The 16,135-nt window shown below is 44.1% G+C and carries 11 protein-coding genes; all 11 read right to left on the bottom strand.

Features of this window, described 5'->3' with window-relative positions:
- Positions 1-9 precede the first annotated feature (9 nt).
- Positions 10-1,059, bottom strand: coding sequence for an ABC transporter substrate-binding protein (locus tag BM210_RS09080; RefSeq protein WP_256223407.1), 1,050 nt, complete (start codon positions 1,057-1,059; stop codon positions 10-12).
- A 53-nt stretch (positions 1,060-1,112) separates the two neighbouring features.
- A complete protein-coding gene (locus BM210_RS09075) occupies positions 1,113-2,102 on the bottom strand; it encodes an ABC transporter permease (protein WP_091167237.1) in 990 nt (329 codons plus the stop codon).
- Entirely contained in the window at positions 2,099-3,613 is a 1,515-nt protein-coding gene (locus BM210_RS09070) for a sugar ABC transporter ATP-binding protein (protein WP_091167235.1), read from the bottom strand. Before BM210_RS09070 ends, BM210_RS09075 begins: the two co-directional genes overlap by 4 nt.
- A gap of 371 nt (positions 3,614-3,984) precedes the next feature.
- Positions 3,985-4,989 carry a substrate-binding domain-containing protein gene (locus tag BM210_RS09065; protein ID WP_256223404.1) on the bottom strand — a complete coding sequence of 335 codons (1,005 nt, stop codon included), beginning with the start codon at positions 4,987-4,989 and terminating at the stop codon, positions 3,985-3,987.
- Between the two features lie 7 nt (positions 4,990-4,996).
- Positions 4,997-6,763, bottom strand: coding sequence for a sensor histidine kinase (locus BM210_RS09060; RefSeq protein WP_091167234.1), 1,767 nt, complete (start codon positions 6,761-6,763; stop codon positions 4,997-4,999).
- Positions 6,764-6,782: 19 nt separating this feature from the next.
- The gene (locus BM210_RS09055; protein WP_091167232.1) at positions 6,783-8,390 is read right to left on the bottom strand and encodes a response regulator; all 1,608 of its coding nucleotides are present in this window, start codon (positions 8,388-8,390) and stop codon (positions 6,783-6,785) included.
- 175 nt (positions 8,391-8,565) lie between these two features.
- On the bottom strand, positions 8,566-9,540 hold the full coding sequence (locus tag BM210_RS09050; protein WP_256223403.1) for an S-layer homology domain-containing protein: 975 nt from the start codon (positions 9,538-9,540) through the stop codon (positions 8,566-8,568).
- A 211-nt stretch (positions 9,541-9,751) separates the two neighbouring features.
- Positions 9,752-11,962 carry a helix-turn-helix domain-containing protein gene (locus BM210_RS09045; RefSeq protein WP_091167229.1) on the bottom strand — a complete coding sequence of 737 codons (2,211 nt, stop codon included), beginning with the start codon at positions 11,960-11,962 and terminating at the stop codon, positions 9,752-9,754.
- 103 nt (positions 11,963-12,065) lie between these two features.
- Positions 12,066-13,715 carry an extracellular solute-binding protein gene (locus BM210_RS09040; RefSeq protein ID WP_091167227.1) on the bottom strand — a complete coding sequence of 550 codons (1,650 nt, stop codon included), beginning with the start codon at positions 13,713-13,715 and terminating at the stop codon, positions 12,066-12,068.
- 37 nt (positions 13,716-13,752) lie between these two features.
- Positions 13,753-14,628, bottom strand: coding sequence for a carbohydrate ABC transporter permease (locus BM210_RS09035; RefSeq protein WP_091167225.1), 876 nt, complete (start codon positions 14,626-14,628; stop codon positions 13,753-13,755).
- A 12-nt stretch (positions 14,629-14,640) separates the two neighbouring features.
- Positions 14,641-15,615, bottom strand: a complete 975-nt coding sequence (locus BM210_RS09030; protein ID WP_091167223.1) for an ABC transporter permease — start codon at positions 15,613-15,615, stop codon at positions 14,641-14,643.
- Between the last annotated feature and the right edge of the window lie 520 nt (positions 15,616-16,135).

The following is a 16,135-nucleotide window of genomic DNA, read 5'->3' as shown; positions in this document are numbered from 1 at the left end:
CCTTGGTTTTTAGTCATAAAGAACCGCTTTGATATCCGGTGAATCGACATTGGTTTTATCATACCAGAAGAAGCCGGTATCGATATTTTTCTCGACCTTTTCTCCTTTTACAGCTTTTACAGCGGCTTTGACAGATTCATAACCAATTCCAATCGGGTTTTGCGTGATGGCTCCTGCCATTTTGCCGCTCCTGATGGCATCAATTTGTTGTTTGCCTGAATCGTAGCCTACAACAATAATTTTGTCTTTCTTCAATTCAGTGACACCGTTCAAAACGCCGATTGCTGATCCTTCGTTGGAACCAAAGATCCCTTTAATGTTGGGATGTGCTTGAATGATGGCTTTGGTAAGGTCGGTTGATTTTAATTGATCGCCGCCACCATATTGGATGTCGACAATTTTGATGTTTGGATATTTATTTTTGATTTGATTCACGAAGCCGTCACGGCGATCAATCCCTGTACGGCTGGTTTGGTCATGAACAACGACGGCTACTTCGCCTTCATTATTAATGAGTCCTGCCATTTTATCCGCTGCCAGAGCGGCAGCTGCGATATTATTCGTAGCGGCTGTAGTTACAGGAATATCGCTGTCAACACCGGAGTCAAATCCTACGACTGGAATTTTCGCAGCCTTGGCTTTCTCCAATAAAGGAACAGCCGCTTTGCTATCCAATGCCGCAAATGCGATAGCACTCGGCTTTTTGCCCAACGCTGCAGTCAGCATCTCGATTTGTTTATCCACCTGCGCCTCGGTTTCTGGACCTTCGAACGTGATCGTGACATCCAATTCTTTGGCTGCTTTCTCAGCGCCAATCTTTACAGCCTGCCAAAATTGATGCTGAAAGCCTTTGGAAATAACGGGAATGTACATTTTTTCTGCTTTTTTCGCCTCAGGAGCCGCGGCGGCAGGTGCGGGTGCAGCAGCTGGAGCTGCCGATTTCGCAGCCTCCTCCGGTTTAGCAGCTGTCGGTTTGGCAGCTTCGCCACATGCGGCTAATACGATTGCTGTAAACATAAGCATAAACACCAGAACGAACAGGTTTTTTTTGCTTTTCAATTCAATCTCCCCTTACCTGATTATTTATAGAACTCCCGTTGGGAGGAACTACCTTATTTTTTGCGACGGCGGAGAATATCCGCATATACCGCAATAATGACTACCAGCCCGACGATCACCGTTTGCCATTCCTGCTTAACCGAGAGGATACGCAGACCATTGGTTAATACACTCATAATTAAAGCGCCGATCACGGTTCCGAGAATCGATCCTTTTCCACCACTTAATGAAGTCCCGCCAATAACAACGGCTGCAATCGCCTCAAGCTCGTAGCCTTGACCAAGCGCAGGCTGCGCAGAATTTAACCGTGAGGCTATCATAATTCCGGCAATACCGCTAAATACACCTGTAAGCGTATAAATCGCTATTTTCCAAAAGTTCACGTTGACTCCCGAGAGCCGAGTCGCTTCCTCATTGCTGCCTAATGCAAAATTGTAACGCCCGATAATGGTTTTCGTTAAAATGATGCTGGCAATGATCGCCGCTCCCAGAAAAATAACAATCGCATTCGGAATTTCGAGTCCTGGAATGATCCAATTGAACGCAGATCCCATTGAAATTTTGGTGAAATTGGGTGTGTCATTGAAATAAATCGGTTTTGCTCCCGATATGACGAGCGACAAGCCCTTGGTGATCATCATCATCGCTAACGTTGCAATAAAAGGAGGAATGTTCATCTTGGCCACGGCTAAGCCGCTGATCAAACCGCAGAGCGCACCTGTTGCTATCCCACCCGCTATGCCCAATGGCATAGGCAGCTGCCACAGCGTGATCATCACGCCTGCCATAACAGCAGAAAAGGTCATAACCGTTCCAACCGCTAAATCAATGCCACCTGTAATAATGACAAACGTTGACCCCAAGGCAAGTACACCTATGACTGCGGTTGAGAGCATAATGCCTACAAGATTATCAAATTGAAAGAAATTGCTTGAGGAGATGGAGAAAATAATGACTAGTAAAATCAGGCTGGCAAATGCCAACAATTTTTGCGTCGCTCCGGTTTGAAAAGCGGTTGGTTTTTTGAAGAGTAAGGTTTTCAAGCGATTACGCCCCCCGATCGATTTGTTGCAAACGCCATGATCTTTTCTTGAGTGGCCTCACCATGGTTTAATTCACCTGTAATTCGACCTTCACACATCACCATAATGCGATGACTCATAAGAAGGATCTCCGGCAATTCCGATGAAATCATGATGATCGATTTCCCTTGTGACGCTAAGTCATTTAGAAGCTTGTAAATCTCACTTTTGGCGCCAATATCGATGCCGCGTGTCGGCTCATCGAATATCAGAATTTCACAATCCCGCGTCAGCCATTTGGCAATGACGACCTTTTGTTGATTGCCACCTGATAGAAATTTGACTTCCTGATTCATGCTTGGCGTTTTGACCTTCAAGGCTTCTGAATAATGCTCTGCTGCTGCATGGATTTGTGCTTGATCCATCCACCCGCTCCAGCTGCTAAACCTCCTGTATGAAGAAATCCCAATATTGGTTTCTACATCCATCCCCACAAGAAGTCCATATCGCTTGCGGTCCTCTGATAAATAGCCCATACCATTTTTCACGGCATCGTGAGGATTATTAATTTTCACGGGTTTGCCATGAATGCTGATTTCACCTGAATCACTCGCATCTGCGCCAAAAATGGCTCTCGCCACTTCCGTCCGGCCTGCACCCATTAAACCTGCGAACCCGAGAATCTCCCCTTTTTTCAATTGGAAGCTGACGTCTCGGATCACATTGCCTCTGTTGAGATTCTTGACCTCCAATACGATAGGCTGGTTCGATATCTCCTGTGATTCCGTAGGCTTGCTGTAAATCTCTCGACCCACCATCAGTGAAATAATGTGATCGATCGTGGCGTCTTTCGTTTCCAGCGTTTCAATATAGCGGCTATCCCGCATGATCGTAATCCGATCGGTAATTCGTTTCAGCTCTTCCATTCGATGCGAAATGTAAACGATTCCAACACCGTTGTCACGAAGCTGGTGAATGATGCGGAACAAATCGTCAATCTCGGTAGCTGTCAAAGCTGCCGTTGGTTCATCCATAATTAACACCTCTGAACGAAAAGACAACGCTTTGGCAATTTCGACCATTTGCTGCTTGGCTACGGTAAGATCAGATACTTTAACGGTTGGGTCCATTTGCAGATTCATACGCTGAAACAATTGCTGCGTACGTGCATTCAGCTCTTGCTCATCCAAAAACAGGTTCAGCAGCTTCTTCGGTTCACGTCCAATATATATGTTCTGTGCTACCGTCAAGTCCGGCATGAGATTAAGCTCCTGATGAATGATGCTGATCCCTAAATCCTGCGCCATCTTGGGCGTAGTGTTTTCAATTTCCTGACCTTTGTACATAATTCGGCCCGCGTCCTTCGTATATACTCCGGTTAATACCTTCATGAGCGTGGATTTACCTGCTCCATTTTCTCCGACTAAAGCATGGACCTCTCCACTCGCTAATTCAAAACGGCATTGATTCAACGCATGTACACCTGGAAAATGCTTTTCGATACCTTCCATCTGCACTAATAATTCCCTCAAGTGGATCACCTCTAATCGCTTCGTTCATTGAATTAAGCATACAATTGAATGCCGCCATTCATAATGGAGGATCTTCTTTGAATATTTGATTTTCTTCCACAAATTCATTTTGCACATCAAAAAGCCTCTCCGGGTGCTAAGTCCAAAGAGGTTTTTTATGGAAAAGAGATATTTGCAAAGCTATCTAAAAGTGGGAGAAGTACGGTGAATAAAGAGCGGAGCGGCCAAATAATCCTGGAGAAGCGTCAGCGCTCGCCTTTGTTTCCGTATTTTTACCGCTAAATCTCTTATAAAATCAAAAAAATATGGAAACAACAGCGATTGTAGGGATATTTGGCCGCGCAGCGGGACTTATTCACCGCACTTCTAAACTAAGGGCTTGAAAAAGGAAACAACAGCTTTTGATTTTCAATGGTATAAATATTTTGCTTATGAATGACCTCAGAGCCTGTATCTATAATGGGGGCAACCTTTTTTCCTTGCAAAGCTTCATAGGCTGTCTTAATGCCCAAATAACCCATGTTAAATGGCTTCTGAATCACAACGGCCTGAATCACACCTTCTTCGATCCATTTAATCTCATTCGTCGAGCTGTCAAATCCGACAAGCTTCACCTGTTCCTTTAATCCTAATTCCTTGATGGCCCGAGCAGCGCCAACCGTCGTAATTTCATTGAGTCCCGCAATCCCCCCGATATCATCACGTGCACTTAACAGCTCTTTTGTAATCTCATAAGCCCTTTCCTGCGAGCCATTGCTAAAGTAAGTGCCTACTACCGATTTTTTAAAGGATTCGGAGAGTCCGCTTCTGGCGCCCTGTTCCCTCTGAATGGCGGTCGACGTACCCTGCACATGGCTAACAATCGCGATTTGCTTGGACGGGTCCACCAGCTTCGACAGCATCTCTCCCATTTTACGACCTGCTGCAATGTTATCTGTTGCAATAAAGCTGTTAGCAGCCGTACTGTTTATTCCGGAATCCATCATGATCAAAGGAATGCCCTGCTTGTGAATTTTCTCAGCCCACGGTACTAAAGCTTCATAGTCGGAGGCAACGAGTACAACTGCATCAGGCTTGGATTTCAGTGCTTCTTTCAGCTTTTGAATTTGACCCTCGACATCAAATTCATTATCAGGTCCTTGTACTTCAATTTGCACATCAAATTCTTTTCTCGCCGCTTCAATACCTGCTCCTACGGTATTCCAAAATTCAATCTTGGGATCGATCGCTTTCATCATCACGAGAATGTGGGGCTGGTTGCCTCCAGGCCTAGCCATATTGACTTTAATTAATACCAGCACAGTACCAATAATGATAACGGCAAGAAGGAGAGGGAGCCATCTTAACGAACCAAGCTTCATTTTCAAGTTACCCATCCCTCCCTCACTCCAGTATTGGCAGCCAAATATTGGCCGTTGTGCCTTGTCCCCACTCGCTTTCAAAGGTAATCCCATATTCCGTTCCATAGTAGAGCTGGATTCTTTGATTTACATTACTTACACCAATACCGCTTCCGTCGCCGGAATTTTCTTTTTTTTCAAGCATGCGTTGAACCATCTCCGGCGACATGCCAATGCCATGGTCAATAACCTGAAGACGGATGCGATGCGCGATAATTTCTCCGGTAATCAAAATCGTGCCTGTGCCTGCCTGATGTTTAATCCCATGATAGATCGAATTTTCGACTAAGGGTTGTAAAATAATTTTGAGTACCTTGTATGATAAAATCTGCGGATCTACAGCAATCTGAAAATCCAGCTTGTCTTTATAGCGCATTTTTTGAATGGTTAAATAGCTTTTTATGTGTTCAATTTCGTTAGCAATCGTAATCAGCTCTTGCCCTTTACTTATGCTCAAACGAAATAATTTGGCTAGAGCGGACACCATCAATACAACCTCCTCCGACTTCTTGCCTTCAGCCATCCAAATGATCGAATCGAGTGTATTATATAAAAAATGCGGGTTGATTTGAGCCTGGAGCGCTTTCAATTCACTTTTTCGTTTTAACTCCTGCTCCGTGACGTTTTGAACCATCAGCTCTTTAATCTCTGCGGTCATTCGATTGAATCGCTTGCTGAGCTGCCCTATTTCATTGCGGCTTTCGATCGGCACCTGAATATCGAAGTTTCCTTTTTCGACCTCCTTCATGGAGGTCTCCAGATTCTTAATCGGTCTGGAAATACGCGAAGACAAAAAGATAGAGATAAAGATTGCAACAGCAATCAACCCGATGCCCCACATCAAAATATAAGTCTGAATTTCTTTCTTGTTCGGAACCAATTCATCCACATAAGCGACACCGACAATTTTCCAGCCCTTTTTAGACTGATTGATCGTATACATGCGGCTGTCCTTTCCTTCGGAGGTGGTGAAATTGCTCGTTTGAGAAGACATGACCTGGTCGATATTTTCCTGCTTCAAATTACTGTAGATCAACTGCTGCTGAGGGTGGTATACGATATTTCCTTCCTGATCAAGGATGAAGATATAACCCTTTTTGCCAAGTTCTATTTTGTTGCATAAATCATTTATGACACTGTAGTTCAAATCGACAAGCATGACGCCGAGCCTATTCCCATCCACATCAGAAAGCTGCCTGCTTAATGAGACAACCCAATTATATTCCTGAATAATATTTTGCACATGAGGAGCCGAAATCACCACATTGCCATTCCCCTCGATTGCTTTTAAAAACCAGCTTTGCTGCGTGGGACCGGCAAATGGATTGAGCTTCATATGGTTATACGGAATGATACCTCCGTTATTATCAAATATAAGTATTGAAGAAATATCCTTTCTGGTACTCAATACTGAGCTGAGCTGTGAGCTAATCCGCTGTTCTAACTGGGCGTTGCCATCTGTGCTTGACAGTGTTTTATTTACTAAATATTGGCGTATATCTGAATTGGATAGCACCATTTGTGATATATTTTCCATGTAGGTAAGGTAAGTTTCAATGTTGGTGTTGACCTGATCGATTAATTGCGAGGTGTGTTCTCTAGAGCTTTTCTCTGCGGCATTCGTGGATAATGTATAGGTTGTGTAGGCAATACAAAACGTCGTAAACAAAATCAGGCAGGAAAAGGCAACCGCCATGGTCGATTGAATGCTTTTATAATGAAAAAAAACAAAACCAAGCTTCCTTAGCATGATGGGTCTGCCCCTTCCTTCAAATCCGGTTACGATATTCCGTCGTCGTCATCCCTGTCGTTTTTTTAAATATCAAGCTAAAATATTGCGGGTCCGCATAGCCGACGCGATCAGCGATGTCGTACGACTTCAAGTCCGTATGCTTCAGCATTTCTTTGGCTTTCTCAACTCTGAGCTTGGTTAAATAACCGATAAAGGTTTCACTTTGGTAGCTTTTGAACAAGAGACTGAAATAGCTTTTGCTCATCGATACATGCTTACATACAGCGTCGAGGGATATGAGCTCATCCGCGTAATGAGCATGAATATAAGCTTCCGCCTTCATCATCTGGACCCGGACAAAATGATCTCGTTTCTCCAAAATCATCAGGGATACCTTCTGACAATGGGCAGCTAACCAAACCCCTATTTCATCAAGTGTTTTCAACTGATAGATGTCGGTCAACGGACTGCTGTCTATTCTATATATGGAATCATCATGGATACCCAACTCGTCCAAAGCATCCATAATCGATATTATCAATTGCTGGATATGGATATAGCAGCGATCCAGCGGCAGATAGGATTGCTTGAAATTGTGTACGATTTGACTAATAATGTGCTCCATTTCCTGCAATGTTCCCGACTTGATTCCCGAAACCAGCTTCCTTTCCCACACTTTGTTATAGGGCACACGGGCATTGGCATTCCCCTCAAAATCATTAATGCTGATCACGCGATTTTTACCCAGCAAAAACCGGTAATCCAATGCAGACGCCGCTCTTTTGTGCGAAAGGTGAATGCTATTCAAACCTGTACACACATCACCTACACCTATGGAAACCGTAAATTTCAAAAAGCTTTTCACTGCGCCTTTAATTTCCTCAAGCATAATTAAAGCGTTATCATAAAGTACCTCGATATCCTCACCTGATAAGATCACGATGGTTTTTTCGTTGTTATTCTGGAATACAATTCCCGCGTTATGCTTACCCACGATTTCTTCACTAATATTGAATACGGCAAAATAAAGCAATTCGCTCTCCGTCTCCGGGTAAAATCTTTCAAGCTCGCCATGATCATCAACATCAATCACCGCAACCAGATGATGCATGCCCTCTATAGAAAGCTCTAGATAAGCAAGCTTATCCTTAAGCTCGCCTTCGCGCATACTGCCAGAAGTCAGTTGATTGAGAAAACGTTCGCGCGCTAGCGGCAAGCTTTCTCTCAGTCTCTCCTTCAGCTTTGTTAAGTCCTCCGTCTTGCGACCCTCTTCATCCATTTCGGCCTTGAGGCGAATGAGAATTTGGCGAATTTCATCCGCTGTATTCGGCTTAACTATATAATCATGCACCTTCAACTTTAACGCTTGCTGGGCATATTCAAATTCGTCATATCCGGTTAGGATGATCACTTTGGTCCGTGGGTAATGGGTATACAGAAAGCGCGACAATTCCAAACCATCTACAAAAGGCATATTGATATCGGTTAACACCACATCGGGTTGTAGCTGCTCCATGACCTCGATCACCTCACGGCCATTTTCATAATCGCCTACCACTTCAAAACCCAGCTCATGCCAGTTTAAATGATCGCGAATGCCTTCCCGAACCGTTATTTCATCATCCACTATAATAATTTTATACATCTGTGCCTCCAGTGAACATGATCAGGAGTGTCGCTTCCATTCCACTATCCTGCTTGTCGTAAAGATAATACCATATATAGGCTGCAATCGAATACCATATTTTGTAATATCCCCAAAAGCAAAAAAACCTCCAAGCTCACTAAGATCGTGAAGCTGGAGGTATAGGATAATCTCGTTAACTTGGATTCGGATTCACAGAGGCAGGTGCAGGAGGATCAATGGCAATGATAGGGCCTGCTTCCCGTTCAGTGACCAGTTTATATTTGGAAGAAATATACGTTTCGGCTTTACCTTCTTTAATAACCTGCGGATACATCATGCCCGGTTTCGGGTCAATCACCTGATATTGGATGACTGCTGTTCCATCTTGCTGGAAACGAATTCCGCTAATGGTGAAGCCATACCCTGGACTCGGCAAACTGCGGGTTAACGTAACTTTATTGATATCTGCATTCACTTGCTCCACCGTCACGGTTACATCGTCCTGCTGATCAGGAGCCGGCTTAACAGGCGGCGCAAAGTCAGGTTGACTCCCCAGGAATTTCACCGTATTGCCAACCCAGACAGCTGCTTCGCCACGCGTCATTTCACGCTTCGGATAAACCATTCGGCTTTCGTCCGCCTTAGCAATTCGATATAAGAATAGGCGCTGCAGCGTCCCTTGGTATAAGGGATCAATTTGATCATTATCATCAAACAGGACCATCATCTTGACCATCGGGAACGTTCCTTTTAATTCCAAAGCAGTCACCAGCAGATTTGCATATTTCTCACGGGTAATTGCCGCATTCGGGTTCACATCCTTAGGGATATCCAGCCCGTTCACCTTGGCATTAATAAATGCTTCTGCATACCAGGCATCGTTCGGGATGTTCGTAAAGAAATCGCTGGCCTGCGGCTGCTTTACAAAAGAGGTGGCATTCAAATTGATATCCAGTGCCTTGACAATCAGGCTAATACTTTGTGCATAGCTAATGGTGCTGCGTGGTGCAAAATGCTCACTGTCCACACCCGTTACGATTCCTTTATCTTTAAGCATCATAATCGGCTCCTTCTCTGCTGCATTCAAATCCGAGAATGCAAATACCGAGCCTGACGATACGGTACATAACAATGCCGCTGTAGAAACTAAAGTTATGATCTTTTTCATTATCTTCATCCTTCCATGGTGTAAGAGTATCAAATCAACTTCGAAGTTATACCTACAGACGGGACTCTTGTTCAAAAGGTTGCAGCCGGATTTAAAATGATATAATTAGCCTGCCCATTCATAGAGGTAAGCTAACCATTCCGTCTTCAAAAGGCGTGCTTCTTTATATATGCCATCTTAACTGCAGACAGGCAAATAATCGTATCGTCTGTTACTGGTGAACTTTACGATAATCCCCGGGAGTCGTTCCCACCATTTTCTTGAAAGCTCGAATGAACGACATTTGATGAAGATATCCTACCTTCTCAGAAATCTCCTGAATCGGAAGCGTCGTTCCCCTCAGCAGTTCCTTTGCACGCTCCATCCGGACCTGGCACAGATAGACGACAAACTTTTCCCCGAACTCCTCCTTAAACAAAGTGCTCAAGCTGGATGTATTCATATGAAATTGCTCACTGAGTCCCGATAAGGAAAGGTCCTGATTGCTGAAATTGGCTTCAATATAGTCTCTAACCTTCTGGACCACGGCATGATTGCCTTTGCTTTCGCGAATTGCTGCCATTTTCCTCGCACATGCAGACAGATTCTTGGAATAAAAGGATTCCAGCTCATCCAAAGTTTCCAGCATATCCATGCTCTCATCCCACGGGGCCCGGAACTCCCGATTCCACAGCTCCTGATATTCCGGTGGCAGCTCCATCATTTCTCGGTAAAAATAATAGTTCATATATATAAGGATACCGCTGATTTCCTCCTTAGGCAGCATCAGCCTTCTTAATCCTTCAAATAATAGCTTCAGCTGCTCCTCCCAGCCTTCGTTGCCTACACGAAAGGCTTGAGCGATGGTCCGAACATACTGCAAATAAATAAAAAGATCATCATGGGACAGCAATTCGATTTCCCAATGGCCGATGACTCGGTTGCTGCCAAGCGCCGATTTATAATCAAGTGCTCTTGCTGCAGACTCATAGGACCGGGATATGGCAAACACCTCAGATACGGTACATCCTAAACCAAACGTCACCGTAAGCTTCAAATTATGCTGCATCCATAGACGGACCTGATCAGAGAGAGCCAACATATGATTTTCTGTTTGAAGCTGCTGCCCATCGAGACACATGATGCACAGTCTGTGGTTGGTAACCCATTCCTGCCATATATGCAGCCCCTTGGCTTCCGCCGTCTCATCAACTACTTTTTTTAATATATATTTAAAAAGACCCTGATCCTTACGAGAATGCAGACTAATAAAATCCATATACTTATCAATCTCAATAATACTTACGGAGGCGCTGCCAAACACCTCCAATCCCATCCCGTGAAGCTCCGCATCCCACTCAGCCTGATCTATAACGCGGCTCCCTTCAACCAATTCCTGAAATAGCCGCAAACGACGATACTCATGGTTTTCTTTATTTTGGTTCTCATAATCCCGAGTGAACTCCATCATACTGTTAAGCGTATAATCTATATATTTGAGCTCATCCACAGTCGGCTCCTGGATGGACTGCTCTTTATGCTGTTGATTGTATTTCTGAATTCGGGACATCATCGTTTCAATCGGCTTGTAATTTTTACGTGTAATATAGACGATCCACCCGATCCCAATAAGTAAACCAAGGAACCCGAATAAAAACCAACCACTGGTTACATAACTGTATAGATGGCCAAGTCCAGCCGTCTTTAAGCCGCTGTAATAGGTCCATCCGGTATAACTCGATAGGAGTGCCACATCGTCAGACTTTCGCTCTCTGTGTATTTGCTCGAATAAATAATTAGCTGAACTATCCAAAACAGCAATTTGATTCACTTCGGAGTTCCCATATTTCTCCAAAAATTCTTGAATCGCACTCACCCTGACATTCACTACAAGCAGTGAAATGCCTTTTGCGTTAATCGGGACCCCTTTGGCCATAGAAATGACCTTACTCTCACCATCTACATCATTGAGAATGCGAAACACCCGGGGAGCACTCCAGCTGCTTTTGCCGGAACTATTTAAATTCTGTTCTATGTAGGGACGATCCCCAAATTGTTCAATGGTAAGCTTCGTCTTATCACTGACAATCGTTCCGTCTCCAGCTCGATATATATAGACGGAATCGATCAACGGATTGGTCATTGTCATGCTTTGGAGCAGCTGAGACAATTCAATAATAAATGGTGAGTCACTTTCCATGCCGGCAAAGGAAGCAAACTTATTATTCCTTGTAATCGTCTCAATCATAATCATTTCTATCGATCTCAGGGACATGTCCATGCTGCTCTGAAGATTCTGAACATACACATGGCTTGATTTTATCGCTTCCTTCCTCGACAACTCGTTCAGTTGTACAATGCCTATGAAGATAAATAAACAGACAATCAAAAGAAGAACCGGCAAATAGGAAAGAAGCAAGCGATAAAACCAATTTCTTCTCATGAAGTATTCTCTCCTTCGAAATGATACGATTATCTTATCATATTGCCAGACTACCGTGGAAAACAAAGAGAAGACGAGGGGTCAGCTCGCCTTGCTCCTTGCCTTATTTCTGCATATATTTGTAGAAATCCTTCGTATAAACGACATCTTTTTTGTTTTCTGTATAAGATTTGGCATAGAAATCATCGATTTTCTTACCACCGGCCTTGTCCCAAGCATCCATCGCATCCTTCATGGCTTGATCCACTGTGTAGCTGCTGCCGCCAACGACCGCCTTGGTATAAATATTGGTAATCGTATTTTTAACCGTATTGTTAATGACTAGCAGGTCATCCGGCAAGGTTTGAGGAATAAGGACCTCAATGTGAAGCGGACGGTCCGGGGAAACATAGGCTGCTCTTCCCTGTTCGATAAGCTTCATATATTCTTTGTCCAGAGGCTTATTCGGATCCAGTTGATTGGAGAACTCTGCACACTTGCCTAAAAGCGCTGTATTGCTTAACATTTGATAATCGCCATTCCAGCTAAGCTCCTTTTTATTCTTGGCTGCATCAATAGGCTTCGGACACCCATTCTCCATCTTGTAATGCTCACCTTCAAACCCGAACATCAAGGTATTCTGTGTCTCTTCGCTTACTAACCAATCCACATACTTGATAACGGCTTCTACATTCTTGGCTGTCGCATTGATTGCGGCATTGAATTGAATCGGTGTGGACGTCGCCGGTGCAAACTGACCGAATTCGGACTTAGGCATCGGGAGCACCATGACCTCAGCACTTGGATTGTTTTTCTTTAAGGTTTCAAACACGCTATACCCTTTAACACCCTCAAGATTATCAGATCCATAAATACCCAGCTTACCGTTTACCCAATCCTGCTGGGTCTTAGCGCCAGTCTTGTCTGCGAATATATCCTTATCCACGGTTCCTGCGTCATACAGCTTTTTCTTCATATCAATAACTGCTTTGGCACGATCCCATGAGCGTACATACTGATCATTTTGCAATAAATAAGCACTTAAGGTAGCCGGGTCAAACTGGTAGAAAAATTCGATATCGTGGAACGTGGTTCCAAGAGTATCCTTCTTCCCATTTCCATCAGGATCCTGTTCCGTGAATGCCTTGGCTGTTTGCAAGTATTCTTCAGTAGTCTTCGGCACGGAAAGCTTTAACTTATCCAGCCAATCCTTGCGAATCATCAAGTAATGGTTAGGTGTGAACGGAAGCAGTCTGCCAAAAAAATACGTTTTACCGTTATACAAGGTGGATTTCTGAATAACCGGGTTTTCCTTCAAAAACTTCTTATACGTAGTTGAATATTTCTCAATCGGCTCATCGAGCGGGATGATCTGTCCTTTTGATGCCAACTCTTTGGTGTAGCTATTGGTAAATTCCATGATTAAATCAGGCGCTTCACCAGATGCAAACATAACATTAAACTTCTCTGTAGAAGTCGTTCTCGGAACGGGAATAAATTCAACCTGAACCGGAGCCTTTTCATTAATCCATTTGGTCCAACGGTTATTGGTAATGGTCCCTTCGCCTTCGGGTACATTGTTGCGATCATATACAGACACGGTTATTTTTGGTTTGGGTCCTTTGGCCTGAGCACCCTCCTTACCGGAATCGGCGCCAGCAATAGGAGCAGCTTGCTTGCTGTCCTGAGTACTGCAGGCTGCCAAAACGGCAGTACTGCTTAATAATAACGCCAAGGTAACGGATACCGCTTTTTTACTGTTCTGTTTTTTCATAGTGACATTCTCCCCTTAACTACATCATAATGGCAAACTAACCTTTTACGGCCCCAATCATAACACCTTTGACAAAATACTTTTGCAAAAACGGGTACACAATCAGCATCGGAAGCGTCATTACCATAACCCCTGCTGCCTTAAGCCCTTCCGGCGTGAGGTTTGCCGCCAAATCGGGCTGAACATTCGTCATTTCCTGCATCAAACTCTGGCTCTGAATCATTTGCTGCACCAAGACAGACAAATTGTGCTTGGTCGAATCATTGATGTAGATCAGTACATTCATAAAAGCATTCCAGTGACTAACCCCATAAAATAACGATAAAGCAGCTAAAACCGGTACGGATAGCGGCAGCACGATCTGTATAATCAATCTCCACTCTGAGCATCCGTCTATGCGCGAAGCCTCCTCCAGCTCCTCAGGAAGCCTTTCAAAAAAGCTTCTGAGTACCATCAGATTCCACACGCTGACCAGACCCGGAAACCAGATGGCTCCGTAAGTATTGAGCAGCCCCAAGCTTTTGAGCAGCAGGTAGGTAGGGATCATTCCCGCTCCGAACAGCATCGTAAAAATGATGGCGAAGGAGTAAAATTTGCGTCCGATAAAATATCGTTTGGATAACGGATAAGCGGCCAGTACAGTAAACAGCATATTCAACACGGTTCCGACGACCGTAATGATCAGACTGTTGCGGAAAGCTTTCAGAATAGGCGTTTCCGTAAATAAAGTGCTGTATCCGCTGAAATCCAGATTGACAGGCCAGAAGCTTATCATCCCGGATGCCAGGGCATGCTTGTCACTAAGCGATAACGCCCATATATGTACAAGCGGCAGCACGCAGCTCATGCCGATCAGGAACATAACAATGTAATTGAATGAATAAAATATTTTTTCTCCTGTAGTACTCTTCAAGAAATCCCCTCCTTACCACAAGCCTTGATTAAAGCGCCGGGCAATGGCATTAGCCGTTACGACGAGCACCAGTCCTACAAGTGATTCAAACAAACCCATCGCAGTAGCCAGACTAAATTGTGCCTGCTGAATTCCGATCTTGTACATGAAGGTACTTATGACCTCCGATATATTGGCAACTGCATTATTCTGAAGCACATACACATGATCAAAGCCGACTTCCATCAGCTGACCAATTTTCAAAATCAGCATAATGAAAACGGTTGGTAAAATTCCGGGTATAGTCACATTTCTCATCTGCTGCCACTTGTTCGCTCCGTCTATACTCGCCGCTTCATAGAGGCTTTGGTCGATAGACGTGAGCGCTGCTAAATAAATGATCGCTCCCCAACCCGCATCTTTCCATATACCTGAGGAGACATAAATGGCTATCCAGGAAGCTTCCTTGTATAAAAAAGGATAGGTCGATCCAAACAACAGCTCCACCAGATGATTGATGGTTCCCGTGCTTTGTGAAAATACCGTAACGACGATTCCCCCGATAATTACCCAGTTTAAAAAATGCGGCAAGTAAACGAAGGTTTGAATCGTCCGCTTGAACCAGGCTTTGCGCATCTCATTAAGCAGCAGAGCCAGGATGATTGGCATCGGAAATCCGACCACAATATTTAATCCGCTAAGCAGCAGCGTGTTCCACACGATACCCAGCATTTGATCATTATTGAAAATAAGCTCGAATGAACTGAACCCGGCCCAGGGACTGCCCCATATCCCTTTTATAAAGCTGTATTTCTTAAATGCGATGACTAACCCTGCCATTGGAGCATATTTAAACAATAGGAAAAAGATGATAATAGGCACAAACATGATGTACAAGGGAATGTTCTGCCTAAGAATCCGCTTTGAATACTTCCTCTCCAGCCAGCCTGATCTGGTTATGGCTGGATCTCCAATAGTCGGTGGAGATGACGGAGTCGATGGTCTCATGGATGTCACTTCCTCATTCTGCGATTTGAGCTCAATCGTATAGCACACCAACTGATGATTCAATATACATCATTTCGCTGAGTTAACATGCAGGTATCATTACGTATTTGAACGGTATTAGAACCGTATTAGAACGGCTATATACTTTTTTTTGAGCGATATACATGACGTTATTCCTTCGGACCCCAGAATGAGGGGTGACCTCTTAGCTTGGATAAAGCCTTCATGTAATAATAATCCCCATGGATTTGCAGCAGCCGTATCCCATGCATCCTGTATCCATGAATCCCTATGCAGTTTTTCCGTTTCCAATGCTGTATCCCTCCCCTTTCTATTAACAGCTGATTAGCTGAGTAACTGAATAGCACCTAGCATAAATCACCACGCATGCAGTTCTCAATATACATGTTTTCGTTTGGATAACACTCTGCAGGCGGGTCGTCTCTACCCTTTTTCGCGCAGTTAACACAGGATGCTCCGAATATATTTACATAGAAAAAAGCTTCCCTCACCCATAAAT

Source organism: Paenibacillus sp. 1_12 (assembly GCF_900114475.1).
In the GTDB taxonomy this organism is placed as follows: domain Bacteria; phylum Bacillota; class Bacilli; order Paenibacillales; family NBRC-103111; genus Paenibacillus_S.
The sequence above is the reverse complement of the archived record's forward strand: the minus strand, read 5'-3'. Positions and strand labels throughout refer to the sequence as shown.

Coding starts and splice junctions, on each gene's coding strand:
- BM210_RS09030 (WP_091167223.1), bottom strand. CDS start 15,615: ATGAGACCATCGACTCCGTCATCTCCACCGACTATTGGAGATCCAGCC.
- BM210_RS09060 (WP_091167234.1), bottom strand. CDS start 6,763: ATGCTAAGGAAGCTTGGTTTTGTTTTTTTTCATTATAAAAGCATTCAA.
- BM210_RS09055 (WP_091167232.1), bottom strand. CDS start 8,390: ATGTATAAAATTATTATAGTGGATGATGAAATAACGGTTCGGGAAGGC.
- BM210_RS09050 (WP_256223403.1), bottom strand. CDS start 9,540: ATGAAAAAGATCATAACTTTAGTTTCTACAGCGGCATTGTTATGTACC.
- BM210_RS09045 (WP_091167229.1), bottom strand. CDS start 11,962: ATGAGAAGAAATTGGTTTTATCGCTTGCTTCTTTCCTATTTGCCGGTT.
- BM210_RS09065 (WP_256223404.1), bottom strand. CDS start 4,989: ATGGGTAACTTGAAAATGAAGCTTGGTTCGTTAAGATGGCTCCCTCTC.
- BM210_RS09040 (WP_091167227.1), bottom strand. CDS start 13,715: ATGAAAAAACAGAACAGTAAAAAAGCGGTATCCGTTACCTTGGCGTTA.